The following is a 24,946-nucleotide window of genomic DNA, read 5'->3' on the forward strand; positions in this document are numbered from 1 at the left end:
AGCATTTATATAAACATTCTATAAAAAAATCAAACAACAAAATTTAGATAAAAAATAGGAATTATTATGAAAATTTTAGTCGTTGGTGCTAGTGGTCGTGTAGGTGGTGATTTGGTTAAGCAGCTATTAGCTGATGATCATCAAGTCATTGGAACAACCCGTCAAGAAGAGAAGTTATTTGATAGTGATCGTTACACTCAGTTAGATTTAGATATCATGGCAAGTAAAGAGTCGATCGCAAAACAATTGGATCAAGATATCGATGCGGTCTACTTTGTGGCAGGATCTGGCGGCAAAAACGTATTAGAAGTTGATCTGCACGGTGCTGTAAAAACGATGCAGGCGGCTGAGGACAAAGGTATCAAACGCTATATTATGCTCAGCTCTGTATTCTCGCTAGAGACCGAAAAATGGGACGAAAACCCTGGTATTGCAGATCTAAAAGATTACTATATCTCCAAGCATTATGCAGACCATTGGTTGGTCAACAGTGCGCTTGATTACACTATTGTACAACCGGGTGCACTAAAAGAGCGCGCAGGTACTGGTAAAATTACTATTAATGATACCAGCTCTGGCGAAAATGCCATTGAAGACGTCGCGACGACATTGGCTGCTGTACTCACAGCAGATAACACCATAGGTAAGGTATTCAATCTACATAATGGTGATATCGATATTAATGAAGCAGTCGCTACCGTATAAGGTACTTTACAAGCTACTATCATATAGGTAGCTATTAGCTATCATTTAAGATATTAGCTTACAGATATAACGCATAAAAAGGTCGTTACCAGATTGCCCACATTTAGTTGGTACATCGGTAACGACCTTCTGCTGTTTGGTCTACAAATAAATTAAAAACCTACTAGCTCATTATGCTCGCCCACTAGGGAAAGGAATCACATCTTCTAAACTGCTTGCACCTGTCATCACCATCAGCAACCTATCAACACCAACTGCGATACCGCTACAAGGTATTAAATCATTGGACGCCGCTAATAAGTGCTCATCGATTGGCATTTGGGACAGATTATGACGCTGACGCAATTGATTGTCTTGTTCAAAGCGTGCTCGCAATGCCTGACCATCTGCCAGCTCATCATAGGCGTTAGCAATCTCAATACCACTGATATACAGCTCAAAACGCTTCGCGATTTTATTGCCCTCTTTATCTAAAGCCGTTTTTGCCAATGCCGCCGTCGCAGGGGGATACTCTATGATCAACGTCGGTAGATCATGTCCCAGATTTGGCTCTACTGCATGACTGAACAACAAATCCAGCCAGCTCTGGCGTCGATTTTCTTCGCTATCGTCAGTGTTGTTGAAATCAAACCCTGCCAGACCACTATCTTCTGCTACTGCTTGTAGCGCAGCTAAACTCGCTGTCAGTGGATGAATACCAACAAAATCCATAAAGGCATCGACGTAGCGATAATGACTCATCACAATCGAATGACCATAAAGCGCCGCCAACAACTCATTAAGCTCACCTGCCATGTCATCTAGGCTGTAATTAGGTTGGTACCATTCGAGCATCGTAAATTCGATATTATGGCGTACGCCTATTTCGTTATCTCGAAAGACAGGACAGATTTGATAAATAGGTACTTGCCAGCTGGCTAATAAACGCTTCATCGCGAACTCGGGAGACGTGTGCAAGTAGTAAGTGCGCGGACGATCTTGGTAGGTCACCTGCGCTGCTACTGACTGTAAGAAAGTATCGGTATTGCCTGCTTGTGACAAAAGCGGTGTCTGCACCTCGAGCACTTGGCGATTCGTAAAAAACTGCCGAATATCTCCGATGAACTGCGCACGCTGCTGTGCCATTGCAAGTGTCATGGTTGGTGCATAGTTTGGTTTTGAGTCGTGACTGGACGTGCTGTTTGATTGGCTCATGACGGTCTACCGTGATTCACGAATAATAGATTGATAACGACGTAATCGTTTGGGTCTTAAATGGTCCATTTGATACGTCAAGCTTGCCATTCACGGCGGAGATGATAATCACGGCGCAGCTGATCGAAATCAGCACCACTTACTTGTCCGTCGTCTTCCTTATTTCGCAATGCAGCATCATCTTGCATGATGTCATAAAACTTAGCCAATCTGTCTGGATGTGCTTTTAGTTCGGACCATAAAAACATATTGAGTGGTAGCAGATTAGACATCGACTGGACCGGTGTTATCGCAAGCGTCGCGCATAGGGCATCATAAATAATTTGTGTGCCTCGTAGTTTACCCTCTAGCGTGTAGCCCGCGATATGCGGAGTAGCAATAGCAAGCTTCGATAATAAGCTGTCAGCAACTTTTGGTTCATACTCAAACACATCTAGTACCACTTGTCGTCCAGTACGATCAATATCGCTCATTAGGTCACTTTCATTAATGACAGGACCGCGTGCGCTATTAATCAGTATCGTATCAGCGGACATCCCTGCCAATATCTCTGCATTGATAAGGTGATAGGTTGGATAATCACTACCGCGAGGATTACTATCAGCTTTCTCGGTCGTCAAAGGCACATGTAGACTGACTACGTCGCTTTGAGACAGGACTTGCTCAAGGCTAGCATTATTGGTTGTGGACGCTGGGACTAAGGGATCATAACCTAGTACTTGCCATCCTATATCATGTGCATACTGAGCAAGCGTACTACCAATATTACCAAGTCCAATGATGCCTAGTGTCATAGGTTTCGTAGATGTTGTCGACTGCTGCCAATATTGCGGACGCAACGTCAAAATAGCCGTTAGCACATACTGAGCCACAGAATGCTTACTACAGCCTGCTGCATTGGCAAAAGTAATATTACGTATGGCTAGATAGTCTTGGTCGACATGGTCGGTGCCGATAGTTGCCGAACCTACAAACTGCACGCTATGATTGTCAGCCAATAACGCCTCACCTACTTGCGTCACAGAGCGTATCAGTAATATATCTGGCTGTACCTTAGCAAGCAAGTGTGCATCAATATCACGGCCAGCAGTGCTTATGATATTGACGGTTTGCTCAGTCAGCTTACCCAGCGTCTCAGCATTAAAAAACTCACTTAGACTAGCAATGTTGCTGTCAGCAACGATAGTAATGCCCTTAATTTTGCTCATCTTGTTCACCTTACTACCTATAACGTCTGCAACGTTCGAGTTTGTTGTTAGCAATATTTTCTACCCATATAGGTTTGCTATATAGATTCGTTTTTACCAACTATTTCTTGTTCTGACCTAGGTACTGTCGTTACAGCACCAGTTTCAGAGAGCATAACTTCTTGCTGAGCGAATATCTCATTTTTGTGCTGTGATATCCACTCACGCCATACGGCAAGACCGATAGCTAATACCACAGGACCGATAAATAACCCGACAAAACCAAATGCGGTCAGACCGCCCAATACCCCGATAAAAATAATGATAAAAGGAATTTTGGTCGCGCCACTAATGACGATAGGACGAATCAAATTATCCACCCAACTGATCACCAATACGCCCCATAGTGCCAGACCAATACCGCCTGCAGTATGCCCTTGGCTCAATAGCCAAATCGATACACCGCCCCAAACGAATGGGGTACCAAATGGGATCAATGCAATGATGAAGGTGACGATGGTCAATAAAATGGGACTTGGCGCACCAGAGAAGTAATAGCCAATACCAGCGAGCGTCGCTTGCGCCAGTGCTGTGAGCCCAATACCGTATACGACCGCACGGGTGGTTGTACCCACAGAGTCAATGTAGCCATCGATGCGGTTGCCAATGATGTTGCGTAGCGCTTGGCGAATCTGGCGTATCAAACTGGTACCATCACGATAAAAGAAGAACAAGGTCATTAGTGCCATACCAAGTTTGGCCAGCGCACTAAACACCACATCAAATGCGATCTTGCCATAATACAGATGTGATTGAACCCAAAGACGAAAGGTCTCTAATGTTCCTTCTGGATTCTTATTAATTCGCCACAGTACATCTTTGACTTGCTGCCCAATGATAGGCAACTCTTTGAGTGAGTCAGGCACATCCAAATAACCCACTTTGATACGGTATATCAAATTACTAATGATACTCAGGGCTTCTTGCTGCAAAATCAAAACACCGATGACCAGTGGTATACCTATCATCAAAGAGATACTGACCGTCATAATCGCAGCACTAAAATCTGGACTTAACTTAACTTTTTCGTGAAAAAACTTATAAACAGGAAACGTCACATATGCCAAAATCGCAGCCCACAGTGCAGGTACAATAAAAAACTGCACCACTTGAAAGCACAATACAAATAGCGCAACCAACAACGTAATAGCAAGTAGGCGCTGAATAATAAATTCTTTTGTCCAGTTTTCAATCATAGCGTATAAACCAAGAGCGGACAGCAAACGACAGCTTGCTGGCGAGTTTATAAATGGGCGATGAACACCAGCTTATAGACGGTGTCCATAAATGGTATCCATAGGCGAGTGTGAGTGTGGTAGCTTATTTATATATCAATAAAAAACGGCGTTAACGCTAATCGATTACATGATAGTGTCAAGTATTTACAGACTATCACTCTCATAAGGACATAACGAAAAGCGCCGTTGTTACACTTTATTATGCAATAAAGTACGATAATTATATAACGCTATGTTGTAATCTTTACTTACAACTTTGTCTATGCAAGCTTACTAGATGATGACCACAATAACTAGCGCATAATGCATGGATTTGGTATGTAAAAACGGTGTAATTGAAACCACTTTTGTGTGCAGCTATTAAACTGCTATCTTATGAGGGAATTCACTGGTGCGTTCTATTTGTCATGACAATTGATGTTATACTAAAGCAATTATTTTAAGCTTTTCAATATAGTTAAGTGTATTTGTACGCATTTATTTTTGTCGTTGGCACAGACACTATAACTGATAAGGCAGAGTCCAGATCCTCTTGTATCGTTGTCATCTAGACTATTATAAACACTAATTTTAAGATGGCATGATTAGTTGGGACAGCAGGTATAGCGAGTAAAATTTTATACATTGTCTTAGCGCTTATGCCAGATTTGAACTCTTTATATCCGCCCAACATTCGAGCGTGATAGATTAGAGCGAAGTTTTGAATGTATTTAGGACTTATTTTAAACCAATAAAAATTCACCACATTTTAATAATATATTGATAGGAACAATAACAATGTCAAAAGACACTGATAACCCAAACTCTAACCCCTCAAACGAAACCAGCAAGACCAATAAATCACAAGATACTGTCACGTTTGCTTTAGCCCAATCACATTTTTTGGTAGGTGATATCGCAACCAACGTCGAAAAAATGCGTACCCTTGCATTACAAGCTCGCGAACAAGGGGCTGACGTCATTGTATTCCCAGAGCTGGCTTTGCTTGGTTACCCTCCGCAAGACTTATTGCTACGTCCAAGCTTATCAGGTCGCGTCAAAAGCGCCCTATCTACCTTGAGTGATATCGACGATATCGTTATGATTGTCGGCTATCCGCATGTCGATCATCACGGTACGTTTAACTCTGCCGCTATCTTGCACAACGGTCATCAAAAAGGCTTTTATCATAAGCAAATTTTGCCAAATTATGGCGTGTTTGATGAGCGTCGTTATTTTGATAAAGGTCGTAACCAAGTTTTGTTTGACTATAAAGGCATTACTATAGGTCTACTCATCTGCGAAGACCTATGGGAAAAAGCACCTATCGCCGAACTCAAAAAACAAGGTGCTGACCTCATTGTTAGCTTAAACGCCTCACCTTTTGAAATCGAAAAACAAGACAACCGTAAGACTATGCTTGCCAAGCGCAGTCGCGAAAACAATCTGCCTATCGTCTATGTCAACGCTGTTGGCGGTCAAGATGACCTTGTCTTTGATGGCGGCTCTATGACCGTACAAGCAGACGGTAGCGTGGCCCATGAAGCACCGCGCTTTATGAATCAACTATTATTATCCACTTTAGATGTAAAGACTGCCAAATTTGACAGCCAAACCAAAGCACCGCTAACACTAAGCCGTGAGTCAGAGATGTATCAAGCATTGGTCGTCGGTCTACGCGACTATGTCAATCATTCTGGCTTCTCTGGGATTATCGTTGGATTATCAGGTGGTATTGATTCGGCACTGACGCTTTGTATCGCTGTTGATGCACTAGGCGCTGACAAAGTCTACGCGGTCATGATGCCATATGAATACACCTCTCAGATCAGTTTAGAAGATGCACAGGCTCAAGCGCGTCGATTGAATGTCTCTTATACCGTATGTCCTATTTTTGATGCTGTTGAAGGTATCCGTCATACATTGGCCCCATTGTTCAATAAATCACCGGCTGACACTACTGAAGAGAATATCCAAGCCCGTGCTCGCGGTGTCGTACTGATGGCACTGTCTAACAAGTTTGGTCATCTGGTCATCACGACAGGTAACAAATCAGAGTTAGCCGTTGGTTACTCAACCTTATATGGTGATATGGCAGGTGGATTTGATGTCTTAAAAGACGTGTACAAATCACAAGTTTATAAATTGGCCAGCTATCGCAATCGTTTAGAAGACACCCCCGTCATCCCTGAGCGCGTTATCACTCGCCCGCCATCAGCTGAACTGCGCCCCGATCAAAAAGATCAAGACAGCCTGCCTGATTATGATGTATTAGACAGCATTTTGATGTCATATATCGATGAAGATATGGGCTATCAGGAAATTGTCGATAAAGGTTTTGATGCTGACATGGTGGCAAAAGTCATCAAGATGGTAGACAACAGTGAATATAAACGTTTGCAGTCTCCTATCGGTACAAAGATTACTCACAAGGCTTTTGGACGTGAGCGTCGTTATCCGTTAGTCAATAAATGGTCAATAAAAGGCTAAATATTGCACCTCTGGCAATTTCTAAAATGTAGAAATTGCTAGGGGCTGGTTTTACACAATTCTGAATTTTACGATTAGCTGGGTGCTTGCCCAGCTTTTTTGGTTTCTATACATTAACAATTTTCATAAATAACGATTTTCTTTTGCACTACCCACTGATTCTTTCTCATTTAATTGTCTTTATTTCTTTTTTCGAGTACGTCATGAGTTTGCTAACTGCTAGTGTGTTTCTTCTTTTGCTACTTGCCTTGAGTGCCTGCGTTTCTGCTACTGAGATTGCCATTGCTGCTGGACGCAAGATAAAACTCCAAATCATGGCAAAAGAAGGAGACGTCCGTGCCTTTGATGTTCTCAAAATGCAGGAGCACCCTGGTAGTTTTATTACTGTCGTGCAGGTGGTGCTAAATGCAGTGGCAATCTCCGCGGGTGCCGTGGGTGAATCAGCCATTAGCCCTTATCTTGAGCAGTTATTAGGTAGCGAGGCAGTAGCATCGGTCATATCGTTTGTGCTCATCACCAGCTTGTTTTCTTTACTTGCCGATTTGATGCCTAGACGTTTGGCCATGTCGAATGCTGAGGCGTTAGCCGTACGACTGGTACGCCCAATGATATTATTAATCTTTGTATTAAAACCAGTCATATGGGTATTCGATGGCGCTGCAAATATTTTGTTTAGATTTCTGGGTATTTCAACCATACGCCAAGATGATATGACCCCAGAAGATATATATGCCGTCATGGATGCTGGTGCCGAAGCTGGTGTGCTAAAAAAACAAGAACACCACCTCATAGAAAATATATTTGATATGCAAGAGCGTACTGTCACCTCAGTTATGAACCCACGCGAAAACATCGTTTATTTTGATACCAATACCAGTACCGAAGAGGTGGTAAAGATCATGATTGCACAGCCACACAACAAGTTCTTGGTCTGTCATGATGATGATTTAGAGCATATCGTCGGCTATGTAGAGTCACGCAGCTTTTTGGCATTGGTGCTAAACCAGCAAGAGGTTAGCGTCACCAATAAAACCTTGTTAAAGCCCGCTCTGTTTGTGCCTGATACATTGTCTTTGTTTGAAGTATTAGAGATGTTCAAATCCACTGGCGCTGACTTTGCGGTTATCGTCAATGAATATGGGCTCGTGGTTGGTGTCATCACGCTCAAAGATGTGATGAGTATTGTGATGGGTGAGCTTGTGACGCTTGAGGAGCAGCCGATCGTTCAGCGTACTGACAACTCATGGCTCATCGAGGGTATGACACCTATCGAAGACGTGATTCGCGCCTTAGATATCGTTGACTTACCGCGCAGCGAGAACTATGAAACTATCAGCGGCTTTATGATGTATATGCTCCGAAAAATCCCAAAAAAGACTGATACTATTGAGTATGCCAATTATCGATTTGAGATTATTGCGACTGATAATCTCAAAATCACTCAAATGTTAGTGACCAAGTTAGAAGAGGCTGCTTAACCAATAAATGAGTAAGTTTTTATTCAATCAGACGAGTACGCAACGCTTCAGAGTGTATACTCGTTTTATCACTGTCATAAAAATGAGCCAATAGCTCAAACAAAACCGTATAGCCAATACGGATAGTATCAAAACATTCCCAAGCGACTCAGAATATCTTGACAACGATTAAACCATTCTAAGTCTGCTTACTATTCAGCTTAAGGGACACGCCCTAGTCTCGCGCCCCAAAGATAGCCGTACCAACGCGCACCATGGTAGAGCCATTGTCTATTGCCTCTGCCATATCACCGCTCATCCCCATGCTAAGCGTATCCCAAGCCTTTAATTCTGGGTAGTTGATTTTGACCTCTTCAAACAGAGCCTTGGTTCGAGCAAAGGCATTTGTGTCTGTTTTGGCAGGGATAATCATCAAACCGCGTAACTGTAGACGCTCGTATCCTTGAATCGCTGTGATCAGTTCTGGTAATTGTTCTGGTAAACAGCCTGATTTACTCTCCTCATTATCGATATTAAGTTGTATCAGCACATTCAGTGGCGCTAGATCAGCTGGGCGCTGATCATTCAGGCGTTTAGCAATAATATCGCGCTCAAGAGTCTGTACCCAATCGAAATGCTCTGCAATATCACGCGTCTTGTTACGCTGAATACTGCCAATATAATGCCACACAATCTTGTCACCTTCAGACTGTGACTTTAGCGAATTGATTTTCTCGATAGCTTCTTGCAGGTAGTTTTCACCAAAATCTCGCTGTCCTTGCTTGGCTAAAGCTGCCACCATATTAGCAGGTTTGGTTTTCGAAACCGCTAGCAAGGTCGTATGATTGGCAGATCTGTCTGCATGATCGGCTGCTTGTTCATAAACTTGAGTCATTTGTGTTTTTACTTGCTGCCAATTATCAATCAACATTTGATTATCAATATTGCAGTTTGTCTTTGTCGTATTTGTCATATATCAGGCTCTCGTTTTTTTAATTTTTTAATAGTCTGTGCAGAAAATCTTTATTATGAATAGTAAATAAGATAATTAAATCTCACCACTAAAATAAATCACTTATTTTTTATATGTAAATTGAGCTTAAAAATAATTAATTTTATATTTTATTCAGGAGTGGATGGTTAAATACTCACAGTCTTGTTATGATATTGTTACATGCATTAACATATGCTACTAAATATGATAGCAGTCATAAAGACTGCGCACCGGTTGACTCGTAAATATCACATGCTTGTATAGAGCTCCTAACTGATAGTTTATCACGTGCTCTCACGCTCTTTTGTCTTACGCTGACTGATTGATAGGAATATCGAATTATGGCTGAAAAAAACGCTTTAAGTATTGAAGATTTGCTACGTTTTACCGTAAAACACAAGGCATCAGATTTACATATTTCAGCAGGTATGCCTGCGATGATTCGTACCGATGGTGAAATGACCCGTATCAATATGCCTGCGATGACTCACCAAATGGTTCATCAGCTCATTTATGACATTATGAATGACAAGCAGCGTGCTGACTTTGAAGAGTTTTTTGAAACAGATTTTTCGTTTGAAATTCCCAATTTGGCTCGTTTTCGGGTAAATGCTTTTAATCAAAACCGCGGTGCAGGTGCGGTCTTCCGTACGATTCCATCCAAAGTTTTGACGATGGAAGACTTGGGAATGGGAGATGTTTTCAGACGTGTTTCAGACTTCAAACGCGGCGTAGTATTGGTCACCGGTCCAACAGGCTCGGGTAAATCAACGACGCTTGCAGCGATGATTGACTATATCAATGAAAGTCGTAAAGAGCATATTTTAACGATTGAGGATCCAATTGAATTTGTTCATGAGTCAAAGAAAAGCCTGATCAACCAGCGTGAAGTACACCGTGATACATTGGGTTTTGAGCCGGCATTGCGTTCAGCATTACGAGAAGATCCAGACGTAATCTTGGTCGGTGAGCTACGTGACCTTGAGACTATCCGTCTGGCACTGACAGCAGCAGAAACAGGTCACTTAGTGTTCGGTACGTTGCACACCAGCTCAGCTGCCAAAACGATTGACCGTGTCATTGATGTTTTTCCTGCTGCTGAAAAAGATATGATTCGTGCCATGCTATCGGAGTCGCTGCAGGCCGTGATTTCACAGACATTGTTGCGTCGTCAAGCCGGTGGCCGTGTGGCAGCTCACGAAATCATGCTAGGGACGCCAGCTATTCGTAACTTGATACGCGAAAACAAAATTGCTCAGATGTATTCTGCCATTCAAACGGGTGCAGGTGAAGGTATGATCACACTCGATCAAACCCTAAAGAATTTGGTAGGCAAAGGCACAATTAGTAAAGATGTGGCTCGTCCTTATGCTAAGCAACCTGATGCATTTTTATAATACAATTTAAGCCAAATAAAAGGAGTAATGCTGGCTAGGTTTTATTGGTTTTTGTTTATAGTTTTTAAAATATAACTTTAAATAATATTTAATCTACTTACATCAAATGCAGGTACGATATGGACATTGATAAATTATTGCAATTAATGATTAATAAAAATGGTTCTGACCTTTTTATTACTGCTGATGTAGCACCTTCCATGAAAGTAAATGGAAAAATTTTGCCTGTGGGCAAAACCCCTTTAAGTGCTGATCAAACAATGACATTGGTTAAAGGAGTAATGACACCAAGCCAACAACAAGAATTTAAAGAAACGAACGAGTGTCAATTTGCGATCACTGATGAAGCACAGCGAGCACGATTTCGAGTCAGTGCATTTATACAACGCGATATGGCAGGAATGATTCTACGGAAAATTGAAAATAAAATTCCTACGGTCGAAGAGCTACGCCTGCCACCAGCGCTCAAAGAGTTATCCATGAAAAAGCGCGGTATCATCTTGCTGGTAGGCGCGACGGGTACAGGTAAATCCACTACCCTTGCGGCGATGATAGGACATCGCAATCAGCACTCGCATGGCCATATTATTACGATTGAAGACCCTATCGAGTTTGTGCATAAACACCGTGGCTGTATCATTACTCAGCGTGAAGTCGGTATTGATACCCACTCCTTTGAAGCTGGCTTGAAGAACACGCTACGCCAAGCACCAGATGTTATCTTGATCGGTGAGATTCGTAACCGTGAGGTCATGAGCTATGCGATTCAATATGCAGAGACAGGACATTTAGTGTTTGCTACCCTGCATGCCAACAATGCTAACCAGGCAATTGACCGTATCATTCATTTCTTTGAAACCAGTCGTCATAACCAGCTCTTTATGGACTTATCCTTAAACCTGCAAGCCATTATCGCTCAGCAACTCATCCCAACCCCTGACGGCAGGGGACGCCGCGCGGCTATTGAAATCTTATTGAACTCACAGCTGATCAGTGACTATATTCGTAAAGGTGAGGTACACGAGATCAAAGATGTTATGACGCGCTCAAGAGATAGCGGTATGCAAACCTTTGATCAGGCGTTATTTGACTTATATGAACAAGGAGAAATCACTTATAAAGAAGCCATTCTTCATGCTGACTCTCCTAATGACTTGCGCCTCAAGATCAAACTTAGCAGCAAAAACGGTAAAGCCAATTTAGATGAAGGTGCTGATAGCCTATCGTTAGATGTCAGTTAAACCATATAGTCTGCCATAATATGATAGTGAAATAACTAAAGAAGCCCTCGTTACTGATAATGAGGGCTTCTTAATATAATAATGCTGACAACGAGTCAAAAGATTATGAAACCATAAAATCGTTACTTAGCACTGTCTCTGCAAGCTTGGTCGGCACAGATACCATATAACACCAGCGAGTGACCTGATAGCTTGAAGCCATGCGTCTCTGCTACTTTGAGCTGCTCTTCCTCGATCACCTCATTGTGGAATTCGATAATCTTGCCACAAACATCACAGACCAGATGATCATGATGCTCTTCTTGGGTGATTTCAAATACTGATAGATTGTTTTCGAAGTTATGACGCTCAACGATACCCGCTTGCTCAAACTGAGTCAGCACACGATAGACTGTTGCCAGACCAACATCTTCACCTTGTTCGATCAGCGCTTTGTATACTTCTTCTGCACTCATATGATGCAGTTCAGCACTCTCTAATAGCTCTAGAATTTTGATACGCGGTAGCGTAACCTTTAATCCGGCTCTGCGTAAATCTTGATTGGTAAAAGAAGCCATAATATCCCTTCTGACTGTGACAGTCTTAGCAAATTGAAAACTAAAAAATAGGAGATAAATAATCGTTAAGGATTATTTTTTTGAATATAAGTGATTTTAATATTATAAAAACAGCGCTACTGAGGCGAATCTCTTGCTTATTGTTTTTTCGATGACACCATGCAAGCACATGAATTTAAAATATAAATAATAAAATCGCTCAGGTAGTGTTTGGTAAATAATGTCGTAAGTGGTAGGCAATTGCAAGTAAATGACGTATCATTTGTCCAAGATTGTCGGTCAGACTTGCATCATCTAACGTTGACCGCGCCTAATTCATTTCTTATGAGTCATCTTACCATGATAAAGACATTAAATTTTCGTCCGTTGAGCCATGCCAGTGTATTACGCAAAATTGTCATGACCAGCATGCTTAGCGCTACTGTCGCTATGTCTGGCTGCTCATTATTGAGTGTTTATAAGATTGATTTGCCACAAGGCACAGCGATTACTCAAGTACAAGCACAAAAACTAAAAGTAGGCATGAACCAAAACCAAGTGCTCTATATTCTTGGTAGCCCTGCGATCCGAGATACCCTTGAGCCTAAGCGCTGGGATTATATCTACGATTATAAAGCAGGCACAGAAGGTAGCCGCAAAGGTATTGCTGATGTCAAAAATGCCAGCCAGCACTTAGTGGTTTACTTCGATGACAATGGCTTGGTCACGCGTATCGAAGGTATCGAGAGCTTACCAGCATCATAGTCAGTAAGATTATGAGATTTAACTAAAGCTATAAGTTCTAACTGCCAATCATTTATCCGCGAGATTTATTTTTGCGCTGAGACATTGGATCAGCGCTCAAACTGCGATACACCTCAATACGGTCAAAAGGCTGTAATACGTAACTGAGCGGCTGTTTTTGTGCATAGATACCTACATGCCAACGTTTAGCCGTTGGCGTAGCCACATCTTTGACTTGCTCACACCACTCTGCTAATTCTGCAAACTTCTCTAACCATCCTGCTTGATTCAGTGCGTCATATAGATTGGTGCCAGATATGACTTTTAATGCCAAGTAATGCTGACGCTGCTCATTTTCAGCATACGCCAGATATACCGTCATTAGCTTGGACTCAACAGATTGCAGCGTACTATTACTATTGGCATTCCCCGTTAGCTCAACCACTGCATCACCCAACCTATCAGTGCTAGCAGTAATGCTAATGGCACCACCAGACGTATTGCTATGCGCCACAAGTTATAGAACGCTTCATTGCTAAAGTTCAATGACTTGCGTAGATGACTGATTTTCATCTGCCAACCTGCAAATATCGATAATAACAATACAGCGATACTACTAACTATCACTAAGATACCTACCAGCCATTGCGTTGGAATGGCAACTACCAGTAGCAACGCTAAAGCAAAAGTCATTATTAAGCTGACTAACAGTCCAAATTTATGCGTTAACTGCTGTGTGCTGTAATGTAATAAGTAGCTTGCCACGAACAGTACCCCGATCCAATATGATAGCTGGCCAATCGGAGGTAATGACATACCACTGATAAACAAGGCTACAACACCCACCATTAGCTGTAATATCCAAATCGGTAATACCAATTTCGTTGCACGGTAGTGACGAGCGGCAGCTCTGCTTTGTGCTTGCTGATCGCTGGTTTCTACTGCTGTGACTGTTTGTTTGCTAACCAAGTTCTGAGCGAACCAGTATAGCCCTGTACCTGCACCGACACTGACCAATGCAAGTGCCACTGCGCGTGCCCACTCCGCCAAGCTGATATCCGTCATAGCAAAACCAGCATTTGGCACACCATTTGCGACACCCAGTACCAGCCCGACTACCATCAGTCCTAATCCAATGGGTAATGGTGCCATGCCTAATAAACTTAGTAAGACAGCAATAACCATCAACCCAGCAGCAACAGCAAAGCTTGGTATATTGGGTACACTATTTAGCTCAGTAAGCGCGCCTAATATACCAGTGCTGGCACCTGATATGATCAATGCCGCGATCACAATAGAGACCAATGCCGCAAGCCAACCAAAGCTTCGCCATATTGGGCTCGCATCAGCTTCACGAGTCAGCTTTTGCATACCAGCTAGCGGCCCCTCTACACTGCGGTAGGCCAATGCAATCTCAGCATAAACCACTGGCAATGCAACGACTACCATTGCTAGCAGCCATAGTAACCAAAAATCAATCTCACCAATTGACGTTGGTGCAAACCAACGAAACAGGAGTAACGGTAACAGTGCCGCGATAAAATAAGAGGCATAACGGGTCATCATAATCTCAATCCAAACGATCTAATATCATTAACAAAAACTTGAGTAGCAGAAGAAGTCGCTATCAGTACTATGCGTTATAGACTAAGCGAATTTGATAAGGCTAATCATGCTTTTGGGTTTGATATAAAGTGAATAATGATAATTTGTAATTATACAGACCAATGATAGGCATCTGTAAGGGAGTTAAGCTTTTATTACTTGTCTGATATAAGAGACAAGTAATAAAAAAACCCCGAAAACGGGGTTTGATAGTTCAGGCATAGTAGATACAAAATGAAGTACTTAGCCATTTTATCTACAAGTGGCTGTTACTAGTATGCATCAATGCGAGCCAATTAATGAATAGCACTCACATAGTCTGACAAAATACGAATGTCACGATCTGATAGCTTCGATGCAACCGTTTGCATCATACCCATCTCGCCTTCTTTGGCAGCATCATTGACTCGTTTTTGGTCATCGCTATCGATATCATCAACACGTCCCGCAGCACGGAATAGTTTTAGCTGGGTCGCAATATACTCAGCATGCTGTCCGCCTAGCTTTGGAAACGCAGCCCAAGTGTTACCTGCAGCATCTGGTCCATGACAACCGGCACAGCCAATGACACCGCGTGACTTATCACCGCCCAAAAACAACTTGGTTGCTTCTTGGTTGGTTGCAGGGTTACCGTAACCGACACCCCAAGGCGCTTGAGTAGCATAATAACCTGCCACGTCAGCCAGATCTTGCTGAGACAAGTTTGCCACCTGAGACTGCATGATACCGTTTTTGCGATAGCCTGCTTTAAAGTTGACCAACTGTTTGTATAGATACTTTACGTTTTGACCACCAAGGTTTGGCTGTGCAGGAACAACACTGACACCATTAAGACCATGACACGCAGCACAAACGGTTTCTGCAATTTTCTGACCTGCTTCGATATCATGCTCAGGAACAACAATAGCAGCTTGTACGCTGAAACTTGCAACGCATAAGCTGGCAGCAGCGATTAACTTTTTCATTGATACAAATCCTACTAGCTCGGCGTAAGCATTATCTAGAATGATTGCATGGATAGGATACCCGATATAGCCGTCTCTTTAACAATGAGCATGGCGCATATTTTGAGGTATCGGACACAAGCAGTCTGAAAAGTACTTACTAATATCAGGGTTTATTTTCGATTATTATAGCAAGACTTTGTATCATTTGCCTACTTAATCATAGTATTCATCAGTTTTCTAACTGATACAGCCCAAAGCACCACACAAAAACAAAAAGCGCATCAAGGCCATAAGACTAGCGCTTTGTTTCGTATACTTGGGCTTCGTTTATAAACTGACTACTGGCTCATATACTCGATGAGTTTTCGATAGTCATCATCACTACAGGTGTCACAGAGACCACCTGCTGGCATCTGCGTCATACCACCTTTGACAGACTGAATAAGCGTCGGCATGCTTTTTTGTTCGATAAGCTGCTGCCACTTGGTACTATCGCCTTTTTTAATAGCATTTAATGCGCCACTATCATGGCAGGCTGCACATGAGTTATCATAGGTGGTGGCTATGTTAGTAACGTCAGCCGCACTTGCACTGCTAATTATGGCAATGCTCAAAAAGAATGCAGCGCCACTAGCGGTCATAGCCGCATGACCTTTACTAAGAAGTTTATTGATTGAAAACATGGAGCACCTCCTCGTGATATTTCACGTGTCTCATCAATCGTTCTATTAAACGTCTTTCACTAAACATTGTAACAATATATGTCATGTAAGCATAGGCAAATTGGATGTGGCTTTGTTAACGCCATCAACTTGTCTTATGAACCATTAACTTTAATGTTATTCTACTATATATATGATGCTAAACGCAGTTATTTCAATAAGTAAGACAGGTAATGGTATAGAATAGCTGCCAATGTAAAGTCGTAACTTTTATAGTGTATAACTAGTGATTTAGATTGAATTTATTGAGAGCAAATAGCTTTCATACATTACCTGCATTTCAGTACCAATTTAATATCCAAAAACTAACGTTTTATCACCGTATCCAATTTTTAAGATTAATGAGCCATTTATGAATACCCCGTTTACAGATGTTGCAGCCGAACATGCGCTGTTCAACACCAAGTCTCGTCAAAAAATTCAACAAACTGAATTTATGACATCAGCGCCTACTTTTAAGCTTTGTCCGCCTGATATGGGCTTAGAGGTCGCCTTTGCAGGTCGCTCGAACGCTGGTAAATCCTCGGCCATCAACGCTTTGACCAATCAGCGTCAACTGGCTCGTTCGTCTAAAACACCTGGACGTACGCAAATGATTAACTTTTTTAGTATCGGCGACACTGACAGACGATTGGTCGATTTGCCAGGTTATGGCTATGCCGCTGTACCACTTGAGATGAAAAAAGAATGGCAGGTTGAGCTAGAAGAGTATTTGGTATCACGCTCAAGCCTGGCAGGGTTGGTGCTGATGACGGATATTCGTCATCCCCTTAAGTTTTTTGATGAGCAGATGCTGCATTGGGCAAAAGATGGCGAGCTGCCGGTACACATTCTATTGACGAAAGCAGATAAGCTGAAATACGGCGCTTCCAAAAACGCCCTACTCAATACGCGCAAAAGACTCAAAAAACTAGGCTTGAACTGTACTATTCAGTTATTCTCGGCGCTCAGAAAAGAAGGTCTTGATGAGCTGGCGGGTATCATGGGCAACTGGTACGAGTATCAGCTCGATGCCGATAAAATCATTGAGTCCTCTTTTGCGTTATTAGAAGGTGCTGAACTAGAAGAAGCCATTGAAAAAGAAGGTACTCAAGAAAAAGAGAAATAAATACGATAGTTTTGAGTTAAAAAGGGTTTATCGATAATAACGATAAACCCTTTTTTTATATAATATAATAATACTGTTATTTAAGCACACAACAGATCGGCCAATGCCTGCGGGGTATCAACCTGATAAGTAGGGTTTTGTGCGGCAAGTTCTGCACTCGTTGCCGTGCCATAGTTCACTGCTATACTAGTCATACCTAATGCTGTTGCCATCTGAATATCATAGATACTGTCGCCGATAAACACAGCATCAGAAATCTGCTGCTGTGTATATTCCAAGATATCAGTTAACATCTGCGGATCAGGTTTTGAGCCGGATTCATCAGCACAGCGCGTCATCACAAAATAATGGTGACTCTTTGAGGCATCTAACACACGATCTAGCCCTTTTCTTTTTTTACCTGTTGCGACCGCAAGCTTTTTATTCTGCTGCTGCAAAGTCTGCAACATATTTTCTATCGGCTCAAATAGCGGCGTCGCATGACTGTTGGCAATATAGTACTCTGCATAGGTTTGCTGAATGGCGAGCATTTGCGACTCGTTTGCCTGAGGATATAAAATCTCTATACCATTCATCAAACTCAAGCCAATGATGTCTTTAACTGCTTTATCAGTGGTTTCAAACCCGTGCGCCTCTCCCGCCACATGCATAGAATCAACGATTAAGCCGATTGAATCCATCAATGTGCCATCCCAATCAAAAATAACCAGTGTCTTGTCAGAGAGATGATGCTCGTTTGCGGACTGAGTATTTTTAGCAAGCTCTGTAGTTTGGGTTGTCATTGGTGCAGTCATGAATTTACCTTAACGAATAACAATAATAAGAGATACGAAAACGTCACGGTGGCTTATTTATAAAAATAAGAGTTCGTGACGTTTTGGTGTTCTAGCAATGGTCTAATAGATCAAGCCGCAGTGCTTGCCTTAAACTTACTCAGGCAACTGCGTTGTCTCTGGTAGCCAATCTGCCATATCGTCTGGCAGTGGCGCAGTAATAGTCTTGTAGCCTGGGATATCTAGGCGCCACGCATGTAGACATAGGCGATGCACGCCTGATTTATCATGAACATTGTATTTGTCATCACCCAAGATAGCATGACCAATATGTGCCAAATGCACACGAATTTGATGTGTACGTCCCGTCATTGGCTTGGCTTCGATGACGCTTACTGGCTGACCTGCCATCACAAAACGATCATGGACAATGATATCAGTCTGGCTTTCTTTTGCCTGCGTATCTTGGCTGTCTACTTTGACTCGGCGCTCACCACTGGCTAGCGTATAACGCAGCAGTGGCGCATCGATACGCTGTTCGTTCAATGCAGGCTGCCCTTTTGCTAGGCACAAATAGTGCTTCTGAATGGTCTTATCGACCAAATGCTGCTGCAACACTTTTAGCGTTGAGCGTTTTTTAGAGATCATCAATAGCCCTGAGGTATCTTTGTCGATGCGATGTATCAGCTCTAGGTATTTTTTACCAGTCACTTCACGCATGGCTTCGATCACCCCAAAGTCCAAACCACTGCCGCCATGCACAGCAATACCAGAGGGCTTATTAAGTACGATCAGGCCTTCGTCTTCATAGACCACACGTGCCAGCAAGCTTTTGGCAAACTCGGTGCTGATAATTGGTTTTTCGCGTGTTGCTAGCTCCACAGGAGCGATACGCACGACGTCTTCACGTTGTACTCTATCGTGGGCTTTGCAACGCTTATTATTGACGCGCACTTCATCTGAGCGAATCATTTTATAGATATGCGGTTTTGGCAATCCCTTTAAGCGATTCAACAAAAAGTTATCCAAACGCTGATCGTGTTGATGGCGTGTCACTTCAAGGTAGTTTACCTTGCCAAAGTTACTAATCTCATCGTCAGCGCTTTGCGGGCGTGTTTTGCTATTGAAAATAGCAGGGGCTTCGTGGGTAGGAGCGTCGTCAGTCATTTTTGAGTTTGTCATTTTTAGTTAGGTGTTTACACAAAGATTTGTTATAGTTTAGCATGTTGAGCGACAATTAAGCAGAGACTACGACAATAATCATTGTTGTTTCAGATAGCTGGTCACCGTTTTATTACTTTCCAGTGTTTACTGATTGCTAGTAGAGAGGTCCATGCTATTTATCTTGCTGATATTAGACGTTTGATCTGATTTAGGGCGCATTATTTACTTAAAGGTATTACTTACCAGATATCGCTCCATAAATTAAAAACACTGTATTGAATGTTATTCGATACCATAAAATAAATAGTGACACTAAACACCATCGCGTTCGTAAATATGACAACAAATCTATTTATCAACGGATGACAACACCACATTGACTCACTAACTGCATGACAACGACTTTACTTGATAACTATTTATTATTTAATAATTACTTATCTGATGGTCCTTTATGACAGCGTAGTTGAGCAAGTATGGGTAGTCTAGCGTTAGGATCGAAAAGTAACTCGATAGCTGCCGAAGTATTGGTGGTCAAACAGATGACGACAAAATGTAAATACAATACCATGCTGATGCGCTGGTTCATTACTCTGTTTGCCAAGTACGCCCCGCTGATAACCACAGCCGCAACCCCTAACCTTGAGACACCCAAGATATTATTGACGACACACAAAGAACGATAAACAAAGAGTAACCAATCGCTTTACCTGAGTAGATAATCGCCGACTGACGAACTATATATAATAGCCACCACGATCGCGATATCATTGTTAGACTTTGATGGATAAATGGCAACAGCAGCACGCCTTTTTAATATGAGTACTTTTGAACACTGCAACTGACCATCGCCCACGCTTACAACGTGCGCCAAAATCACGACCAATAAAATGTACTGACTTTAACTAGGCTTGGTGAATTCGCTATATGTACTAAATTTACTGATGACAACATACAAATACCATAGCCTTACACCCTATATTATTTACATTGACATGAGTATCGCTAACCACTTCAGGTAAAAAAAGCCATTGAATAAGCCATTGTGCTTTATGAAACCCACGATTTACGTTTTACCGTTAATTAATATCTGTAAACGCTAATATAATATTAGTCACACTTGCCACTATGTTCTAAAGACTGTCTTATCGTTGTTATGCGTACTCATATAGGATATAAATATGAAACGCATTTTGATCAACGCCACTCAAAACGAAGAGATTCGTGTCGCCTTATGTAAAGGCAACCACTTGTACGATTTTGACTTAGAAAACCGTACCCGCGAGCAAAAAAAATCTAATATCTATAAAGGTCATGTGACTCGTGTTGAGCCATCACTCGAAGCTGTGTTTGTTGAGTATGGCTCACAGCGTCAGGGGTTCTTGCCAATTCGTGAAATCTCTGCTGAATACCTAAGCGGCAACCCACGTGACGAAAACATCAAAAAGCTGATCAAAGAAGGCGACGAGCTTATCGTTCAGGTCGAAAAAGAAGAGCGTGGCAATAAAGGCGCTGCCCTATCGACGTATGTCTCATTAGCTGGTCGCTACTTAGTCTTGATGCCAAATAACCCACGTGGCGGCGGTATCTCACGTCAGATCTCAGGCAAACTGCGTGAAGACATGAAGCGTATGCTAAGCAATCTTGATTTGCCAAAAGGCATGAGCGTCATCATTCGTACGGCAGGTATTGGTAAAACTCAAGAAGACTTACAGCACGATTTAAATCACTTGCTCAATATTTGGCAAGCCATCCAAGAACAAAACCAAAAATACCCTTCACCGCGCTTAGTCCACCAAGAAGCGGGCGTGGTCACTCGTGCTGTGCGTGACTATCTACGTGATGATATCGCTGAGATTTGGATCGATAACGAAAATGCTTACATTGAAGCGGCGGGCTTTATCGATGCGGTGATGCCAAAGCAAGCCGAGAAGCTACGCAAATATACTGATTATGAGCCGATGTTTTCGCGCTTTAATATCGAAAAACAAATCGAAACCGCCTATCAGCGTGAAGTGCGTCTGCCATCAGGCGGCTCAATCGTCATCGACCAAACAGAAGCCTTGGTATCTATCGATATCAACTCTGCTAAGTCTACTAAAGGCTCAGATGTCGCTGAAACTGCCTATCATACTAATTTAGAAGCCGCTGATGAAATTGCTCGTCAGCTTCGCTTGCGTGATATGGGTGGTTTGATCGTTATTGATTTTATTGACATGAATGACAACAAACATCAAAAAGAAGTGGAAAAACGTCTGATTGACGCCACCAAATATGATCGGGCGCGCGTACAATTCGGTGATATCTCTAAGTTTGGTCTGATGGAAATGAGCCGTCAGCGTCTACGTCCTTCACTAGAAGAGTCGACTGGCTATATCTGCCCGCGTTGCCATGGCAATGGTATGATTCGTGACCTACGTTCATTGTCGCTCTCTATTATGCGCCAAATCGAGCAAATTGCGCTCAAAGAGCGTCAAGGTGAAGTACAAGCAGAAGTGCCCACAGACATCGCAGCATTCTTGTTAAATGAAAAACGCGACAGCTTGGTGTATCTTGAGCAAGACAGTGGGACGCGTATCACGATTTTGCCACATGCTCATCTAGAATCACCAAACTTCAAGCTACACTTTAACCGTGATGGTTTTGCACCATCGAGCTATGAGCGTATCACTGATGCTCAGGAACAAGAGCACAGCGATCTTGGCTATAATGTCGACTGGCAAACTGCCGAAAAAGAACGTCCTGAGCAGCAGCCTACTCGCCAACCACGCAAAACCCCAAATGACAGCAATAAACCAAATCGATCAAGTGCGCAGCAGAGCAAAGCGTCACAAACGCAGAATGATACGGTAAATCATAGCAATGATCGCCGTAATCATAAAAATACCAATGATACTGTATCTGCACCGCAAGATAGCAAAACCCAAAGTAATTCGGTACCAGTGCCGCCGCAGACTCAAAACATCGAAACGACTGCCCAGCCACAAGCCGTTGCTTGGTTATCCAACCTATTTGCTCAGGCGCCGCAAGCGTCCACAACACCTAGTGTCAGCAGTCGTGATGCCGCTGAAGCTATCGAAGCACTAGTAAACACTGGGGCCCAAAGCTTAGGCTCATTCGGTCAAGTTGATAGTAATGCGTTGAATAGTGCTGGCACAAATAGTGCGCAACCAGCTCAACGAAGCAATAGTCAAAATGATGACACTCAATCGTCAGACAGTAATAGCAACCGTCAGCAAGCTCGCCGCAACAACGACAGTGATACTGATGAAAACAATAACGAGGACAGAAGAAGACGTAAGACCCGTAAGTCTAGATCTTCTAAACCGCGTCAAAGAAAAGAGACAACTGACGAGAATACTAATAACGTCAGCAATACGGACAATAGCGCTGATAACAAATCCTCTGACAGTCAGGACCAAAATCAGCCAGAAAAGCGTCAGCCAGACAACAGACGTAATAACAATCGCAATCGCAACAATCGTCAAGACAGCAATCGCAGCGCGAATGAGCAGAACAAAGCTGACAAGACTGAGAACGAAACCAGCCAAAAGCCTGATGAGCAGACTCGTGCTAAGCGTAAATCGCATAGCCAACGTGGCTCACGTGGCAAGCTGGAGCGCGGTGAGACGCTAACGGCTGACAATATTGAGCAAAGCAAACAGCAAAACGCTAAGAACAGCGATGCCGCCAATAGCAAAAACCACTCTGGTACACGCCGTAGTCAAGATCCTAACGAAGTCGTGCTACAGGTCAACGAAGCACCCACTACGTTAAAAGCGTCAGAAGTCGTGCACTTGTCTTTAGATGACAGCAAGTCTGCACAGGCAAAGCCTCAACCTAACGATAGGCATAGCCAAAAAAACAGCACGGTGAAAGACGAGCGTACTGAAAAAAGCGCTGTTCAACAGCCTTCTGCTAGCCAACCTAGTGGCAGTGAGCAAAACGCTGAAAAGCAAAATACCACGGCTCAAAAGGCGGATAAGCGAAGTGAAGATAAGCAAAGCACGGTAGAAATGCCAGAGCGTAAAGTTAATAATGACAAGGGTGATGCTACCAAAGCTGAGGTACAGAACGAGACACCTGTACATGAGCCAGTTGCTAAAGAAAGAAAAGCACCTGTAGAAGCACCATCAACTCCTACAAGTAACATCAAAAGCAAATCGGAAGCGCCAACACCGGTCACTGCTGATGCGAAAGAAACGGTAGAGACTCCAAAACAGCAGGAGACCAATACTGCTGAAAGTACGAGTAAGGGCAATGAAGCTCAAAAAACTCAGTCTGACAGTAATAATGCAGGCACAAGTAGCGTGAGTAACTCAGCACTTGAGCTGACACATGAGGCATTGTTTGGTGCACGTTACGTGACTGCTGAGAAGTTTGGTCAAGCCAGTAACGATCCACGAGTCGTACAGAGCAAGCAAGCCCAAGCAGCGTCAACACCTCAAGTAGAACAACCTGCTGTGGTAAGTGCTCCTGCAATACGCGGTACAGTTGGTGAGTTTATACGTACAACGCTGCCAGACGCGCCAGCTCGCTTGGCAGAAGATGGTGTTATCAACTGCTTTATCGCAACTATCGCTCTGTTTACTGAGCAGACAAAAGCTACTGATAGTACTGCTGAAGATAAAAACATTGCCAGCAATAGTGACGTGGCCAGTCAGAGCTTTGACTTTAGTAACTATGGTTATCAGCCATTAGCAGCCGACTATTTGACGCGCTTTGAAGCGATGACGCAAGCCGTCAGTCAATTCGCAGCAGCTCAAGGCAAGACGGACGTAGAGCCACGTACTGTCAATAAGCGTGCTAGCAATGATCCGCGTGGTCAGCATCCTGACTATCAAGAATCTACTCAGGAGTCCGTAGTCTTAAGCGTTCCTAACAAGCTAACTTCAGAAAATGAAGAGCCGTTAGTAGATACCAAGCAAGATACTGCTGAAGTGGACGCGCATGACGTTGAAGCGACCGCCCTCGCCAATCAGACACAGACGGATGATGTCAGTGCTGATAGTGAGCATTTGCTAGAAGTCGAGCACGCTCAATCAGCGACTGAAAATGTAGAAGCTGAAGCTGAAGCTGGGCAAGCTACCGACGCTCAAGCAGAAGAGTCTACTAAAGAAGCAGGTAAAGACGATAGTCAGGCAGCCAAATCTAAGACGACTATTGCCAGCTATAAAAATATGATCGAGAATGTGGCTGAGCAATTGCTGCCGCAGACAGGCATGTTTAATCTGACTACGCCAAAAGTACCAAAGGCACGCAGTCGTAAGCCCAAGTCTGAGCATAAAAAACCGACGCAAGTAGAAAAAGCTGAAGCTAATGACACCGGCGATGATAGCTAAAGCACGGTAATATAAAAGTCATTTAAATGTAAAAGCCCTGATACTTATAAGTATCGGGGCTTT

General features: G+C 42.9%; 20 protein-coding genes. 9 read left to right on the forward strand and 11 right to left on the reverse strand.

Features of this window, described 5'->3' with window-relative positions; genetic code table 11:
- Positions 1-66 precede the first annotated feature (66 nt).
- On the forward strand, positions 67-705 hold the full coding sequence (locus tag NJD71_RS06470) for an SDR family oxidoreductase (protein WP_319051123.1): 639 nt from the start codon (positions 67-69) through the stop codon (positions 703-705).
- A gap of 171 nt (positions 706-876) precedes the next feature.
- Here NJD71_RS06470 and epmA read toward each other — a convergent pair whose 3' ends face one another.
- From epmA to NJD71_RS06485, 3 genes are all read right to left on the reverse strand, one after another.
- Positions 877-1,899 (reverse strand): EF-P lysine aminoacylase EpmA, encoded by a 1,023-nt coding sequence (gene epmA, locus NJD71_RS06475; protein WP_319051124.1) that lies wholly within the window; start codon positions 1,897-1,899, stop codon positions 877-879.
- A 77-nt stretch (positions 1,900-1,976) separates the two neighbouring features.
- Entirely contained in the window at positions 1,977-3,098 is a 1,122-nt protein-coding gene (locus NJD71_RS06480) for a 4-phosphoerythronate dehydrogenase (RefSeq protein ID WP_319051237.1), read from the reverse strand.
- Between the two features lie 86 nt (positions 3,099-3,184).
- Complete coding sequence (locus NJD71_RS06485; RefSeq protein WP_319051125.1) at positions 3,185-4,342, reverse strand: AI-2E family transporter; 1,158 nt, start codon at positions 4,340-4,342, stop codon at positions 3,185-3,187.
- 819 nt (positions 4,343-5,161) lie between these two features.
- Between NJD71_RS06485 and NJD71_RS06490 the strand changes: the two genes are divergently transcribed.
- Both NJD71_RS06490 and NJD71_RS06495 read left to right on the forward strand, forming a co-directional pair.
- On the forward strand, positions 5,162-6,853 hold the full coding sequence (locus tag NJD71_RS06490) for an NAD+ synthase (RefSeq protein ID WP_319051126.1): 1,692 nt from the start codon (positions 5,162-5,164) through the stop codon (positions 6,851-6,853).
- A 203-nt stretch (positions 6,854-7,056) separates the two neighbouring features.
- Positions 7,057-8,331, forward strand: coding sequence for a hemolysin family protein (locus NJD71_RS06495; protein ID WP_319051127.1), 1,275 nt, complete (start codon positions 7,057-7,059; stop codon positions 8,329-8,331).
- A 214-nt stretch (positions 8,332-8,545) separates the two neighbouring features.
- Here NJD71_RS06495 and NJD71_RS06500 read toward each other — a convergent pair whose 3' ends face one another.
- Positions 8,546-9,283 carry a YggS family pyridoxal phosphate-dependent enzyme gene (locus NJD71_RS06500; RefSeq protein WP_319051128.1) on the reverse strand — a complete coding sequence of 246 codons (738 nt, stop codon included), beginning with the start codon at positions 9,281-9,283 and terminating at the stop codon, positions 8,546-8,548.
- A 362-nt stretch (positions 9,284-9,645) separates the two neighbouring features.
- Here NJD71_RS06500 and NJD71_RS06505 point away from each other — a divergent pair, with 362 nt between their 5' ends.
- Positions 9,646-10,701: a type IV pilus twitching motility protein PilT gene (locus tag NJD71_RS06505; RefSeq protein WP_319051129.1), complete on the forward strand. Its 1,056-nt coding sequence runs from the start codon at positions 9,646-9,648 to the stop codon at positions 10,699-10,701.
- A gap of 119 nt (positions 10,702-10,820) precedes the next feature.
- Positions 10,821-11,942, forward strand: a complete 1,122-nt coding sequence (locus tag NJD71_RS06510; RefSeq protein WP_319051130.1) for a PilT/PilU family type 4a pilus ATPase — start codon at positions 10,821-10,823, stop codon at positions 11,940-11,942.
- A 122-nt stretch (positions 11,943-12,064) separates the two neighbouring features.
- On the opposite strand, the gene fur is transcribed toward NJD71_RS06510, so the two are convergent.
- On the reverse strand, positions 12,065-12,499 hold the full coding sequence (gene fur, locus NJD71_RS06515; protein WP_319051131.1) for a ferric iron uptake transcriptional regulator: 435 nt from the start codon (positions 12,497-12,499) through the stop codon (positions 12,065-12,067).
- A 324-nt stretch (positions 12,500-12,823) separates the two neighbouring features.
- On the opposite strand from fur, the gene NJD71_RS06520 reads away from it, so the two are divergent.
- Positions 12,824-13,243 carry an outer membrane protein assembly factor BamE gene (locus NJD71_RS06520; protein ID WP_319051132.1) on the forward strand — a complete coding sequence of 140 codons (420 nt, stop codon included), beginning with the start codon at positions 12,824-12,826 and terminating at the stop codon, positions 13,241-13,243.
- A gap of 52 nt (positions 13,244-13,295) precedes the next feature.
- Here NJD71_RS06520 and NJD71_RS06525 read toward each other — a convergent pair whose 3' ends face one another.
- The 4 genes from NJD71_RS06525 to NJD71_RS06540 form a co-directional block, all read right to left on the reverse strand.
- Positions 13,296-13,667: an RnfH family protein gene (locus NJD71_RS06525; protein WP_319051133.1), complete on the reverse strand. Its 372-nt coding sequence runs from the start codon at positions 13,665-13,667 to the stop codon at positions 13,296-13,298.
- The gene (locus tag NJD71_RS06530) at positions 13,655-14,788 is read right to left on the reverse strand and encodes a hypothetical protein (protein WP_319051134.1); all 1,134 of its coding nucleotides are present in this window, start codon (positions 14,786-14,788) and stop codon (positions 13,655-13,657) included. Before NJD71_RS06530 ends, NJD71_RS06525 begins: the two co-directional genes overlap by 13 nt.
- Positions 14,789-15,123: 335 nt before the next feature.
- Positions 15,124-15,792: a c-type cytochrome gene (locus NJD71_RS06535; protein WP_319051135.1), complete on the reverse strand. Its 669-nt coding sequence runs from the start codon at positions 15,790-15,792 to the stop codon at positions 15,124-15,126.
- 320 nt (positions 15,793-16,112) lie between these two features.
- A complete protein-coding gene (locus NJD71_RS06540) occupies positions 16,113-16,457 on the reverse strand; it encodes a c-type cytochrome (protein WP_319051136.1) in 345 nt (114 codons plus the stop codon).
- 391 nt (positions 16,458-16,848) lie between these two features.
- On the opposite strand from NJD71_RS06540, the gene yihA reads away from it, so the two are divergent.
- The gene (gene yihA, locus NJD71_RS06545) at positions 16,849-17,604 is read left to right on the forward strand and encodes a ribosome biogenesis GTP-binding protein YihA/YsxC (RefSeq protein ID WP_319051137.1); all 756 of its coding nucleotides are present in this window, start codon (positions 16,849-16,851) and stop codon (positions 17,602-17,604) included.
- Between the two features lie 80 nt (positions 17,605-17,684).
- Here yihA and NJD71_RS06550 read toward each other — a convergent pair whose 3' ends face one another.
- Positions 17,685-18,398, reverse strand: coding sequence for an HAD family hydrolase (locus NJD71_RS06550; protein WP_319051138.1), 714 nt, complete (start codon positions 18,396-18,398; stop codon positions 17,685-17,687).
- A 135-nt stretch (positions 18,399-18,533) separates the two neighbouring features.
- Positions 18,534-19,544, reverse strand: a complete 1,011-nt coding sequence (locus tag NJD71_RS06555; RefSeq protein ID WP_319051139.1) for an RluA family pseudouridine synthase — start codon at positions 19,542-19,544, stop codon at positions 18,534-18,536.
- A 473-nt stretch (positions 19,545-20,017) separates the two neighbouring features.
- Here NJD71_RS06555 and NJD71_RS06560 point away from each other — a divergent pair, with 473 nt between their 5' ends.
- Together NJD71_RS06560 and NJD71_RS06565 are read left to right on the forward strand one after the other, a co-directional pair.
- Positions 20,018-20,227 (forward strand): hypothetical protein, encoded by a 210-nt coding sequence (locus NJD71_RS06560; RefSeq protein WP_319051140.1) that lies wholly within the window; start codon positions 20,018-20,020, stop codon positions 20,225-20,227.
- A 495-nt stretch (positions 20,228-20,722) separates the two neighbouring features.
- Positions 20,723-24,883 carry an Rne/Rng family ribonuclease gene (locus tag NJD71_RS06565; protein WP_319051141.1) on the forward strand — a complete coding sequence of 1,387 codons (4,161 nt, stop codon included), beginning with the start codon at positions 20,723-20,725 and terminating at the stop codon, positions 24,881-24,883.
- Positions 24,884-24,946 lie beyond the last annotated feature (63 nt).

This window comes from Psychrobacter sp. PP-21 (assembly GCF_033790785.1).
Taxonomy (GTDB): domain Bacteria; phylum Pseudomonadota; class Gammaproteobacteria; order Pseudomonadales; family Moraxellaceae; genus Psychrobacter.

Bases quoted from the DNA above. Each gene is read 5' to 3' on its own strand.
- NJD71_RS06530 (WP_319051134.1), bottom strand. From the start codon at position 14,788: ATGATGACCCGTTATGCCTCTTATTTTATCGCGGCACTGTTACCGTTA.
- yihA (WP_319051137.1), top strand. From the start codon at position 16,849: ATGAATACCCCGTTTACAGATGTTGCAGCCGAACATGCGCTGTTCAAC.
- NJD71_RS06535 (WP_319051135.1), bottom strand. From the start codon at position 15,792: ATGAAAAAGTTAATCGCTGCTGCCAGCTTATGCGTTGCAAGTTTCAGC.
- NJD71_RS06490 (WP_319051126.1), top strand. From the start codon at position 5,162: ATGTCAAAAGACACTGATAACCCAAACTCTAACCCCTCAAACGAAACC.
- NJD71_RS06550 (WP_319051138.1), bottom strand. From the start codon at position 18,398: ATGACTGCACCAATGACAACCCAAACTACAGAGCTTGCTAAAAATACT.
- NJD71_RS06565 (WP_319051141.1), top strand. From the start codon at position 20,723: ATGAAACGCATTTTGATCAACGCCACTCAAAACGAAGAGATTCGTGTC.
- NJD71_RS06555 (WP_319051139.1), bottom strand. From the start codon at position 19,544: ATGACTGACGACGCTCCTACCCACGAAGCCCCTGCTATTTTCAATAGC.
- NJD71_RS06500 (WP_319051128.1), bottom strand. From the start codon at position 9,283: ATGACAAATACGACAAAGACAAACTGCAATATTGATAATCAAATGTTG.
- NJD71_RS06505 (WP_319051129.1), top strand. From the start codon at position 9,646: ATGGCTGAAAAAAACGCTTTAAGTATTGAAGATTTGCTACGTTTTACC.
- NJD71_RS06510 (WP_319051130.1), top strand. From the start codon at position 10,821: ATGGACATTGATAAATTATTGCAATTAATGATTAATAAAAATGGTTCT.
- epmA (WP_319051124.1), bottom strand. From the start codon at position 1,899: ATGAGCCAATCAAACAGCACGTCCAGTCACGACTCAAAACCAAACTAT.
- NJD71_RS06520 (WP_319051132.1), top strand. From the start codon at position 12,824: ATGAGTCATCTTACCATGATAAAGACATTAAATTTTCGTCCGTTGAGC.
- fur (WP_319051131.1), bottom strand. From the start codon at position 12,499: ATGGCTTCTTTTACCAATCAAGATTTACGCAGAGCCGGATTAAAGGTT.
- NJD71_RS06495 (WP_319051127.1), top strand. From the start codon at position 7,057: ATGAGTTTGCTAACTGCTAGTGTGTTTCTTCTTTTGCTACTTGCCTTG.
- NJD71_RS06470 (WP_319051123.1), top strand. From the start codon at position 67: ATGAAAATTTTAGTCGTTGGTGCTAGTGGTCGTGTAGGTGGTGATTTG.
- NJD71_RS06540 (WP_319051136.1), bottom strand. From the start codon at position 16,457: ATGTTTTCAATCAATAAACTTCTTAGTAAAGGTCATGCGGCTATGACC.
- NJD71_RS06560 (WP_319051140.1), top strand. From the start codon at position 20,018: ATGGGTAGTCTAGCGTTAGGATCGAAAAGTAACTCGATAGCTGCCGAA.
- NJD71_RS06485 (WP_319051125.1), bottom strand. From the start codon at position 4,342: ATGATTGAAAACTGGACAAAAGAATTTATTATTCAGCGCCTACTTGCT.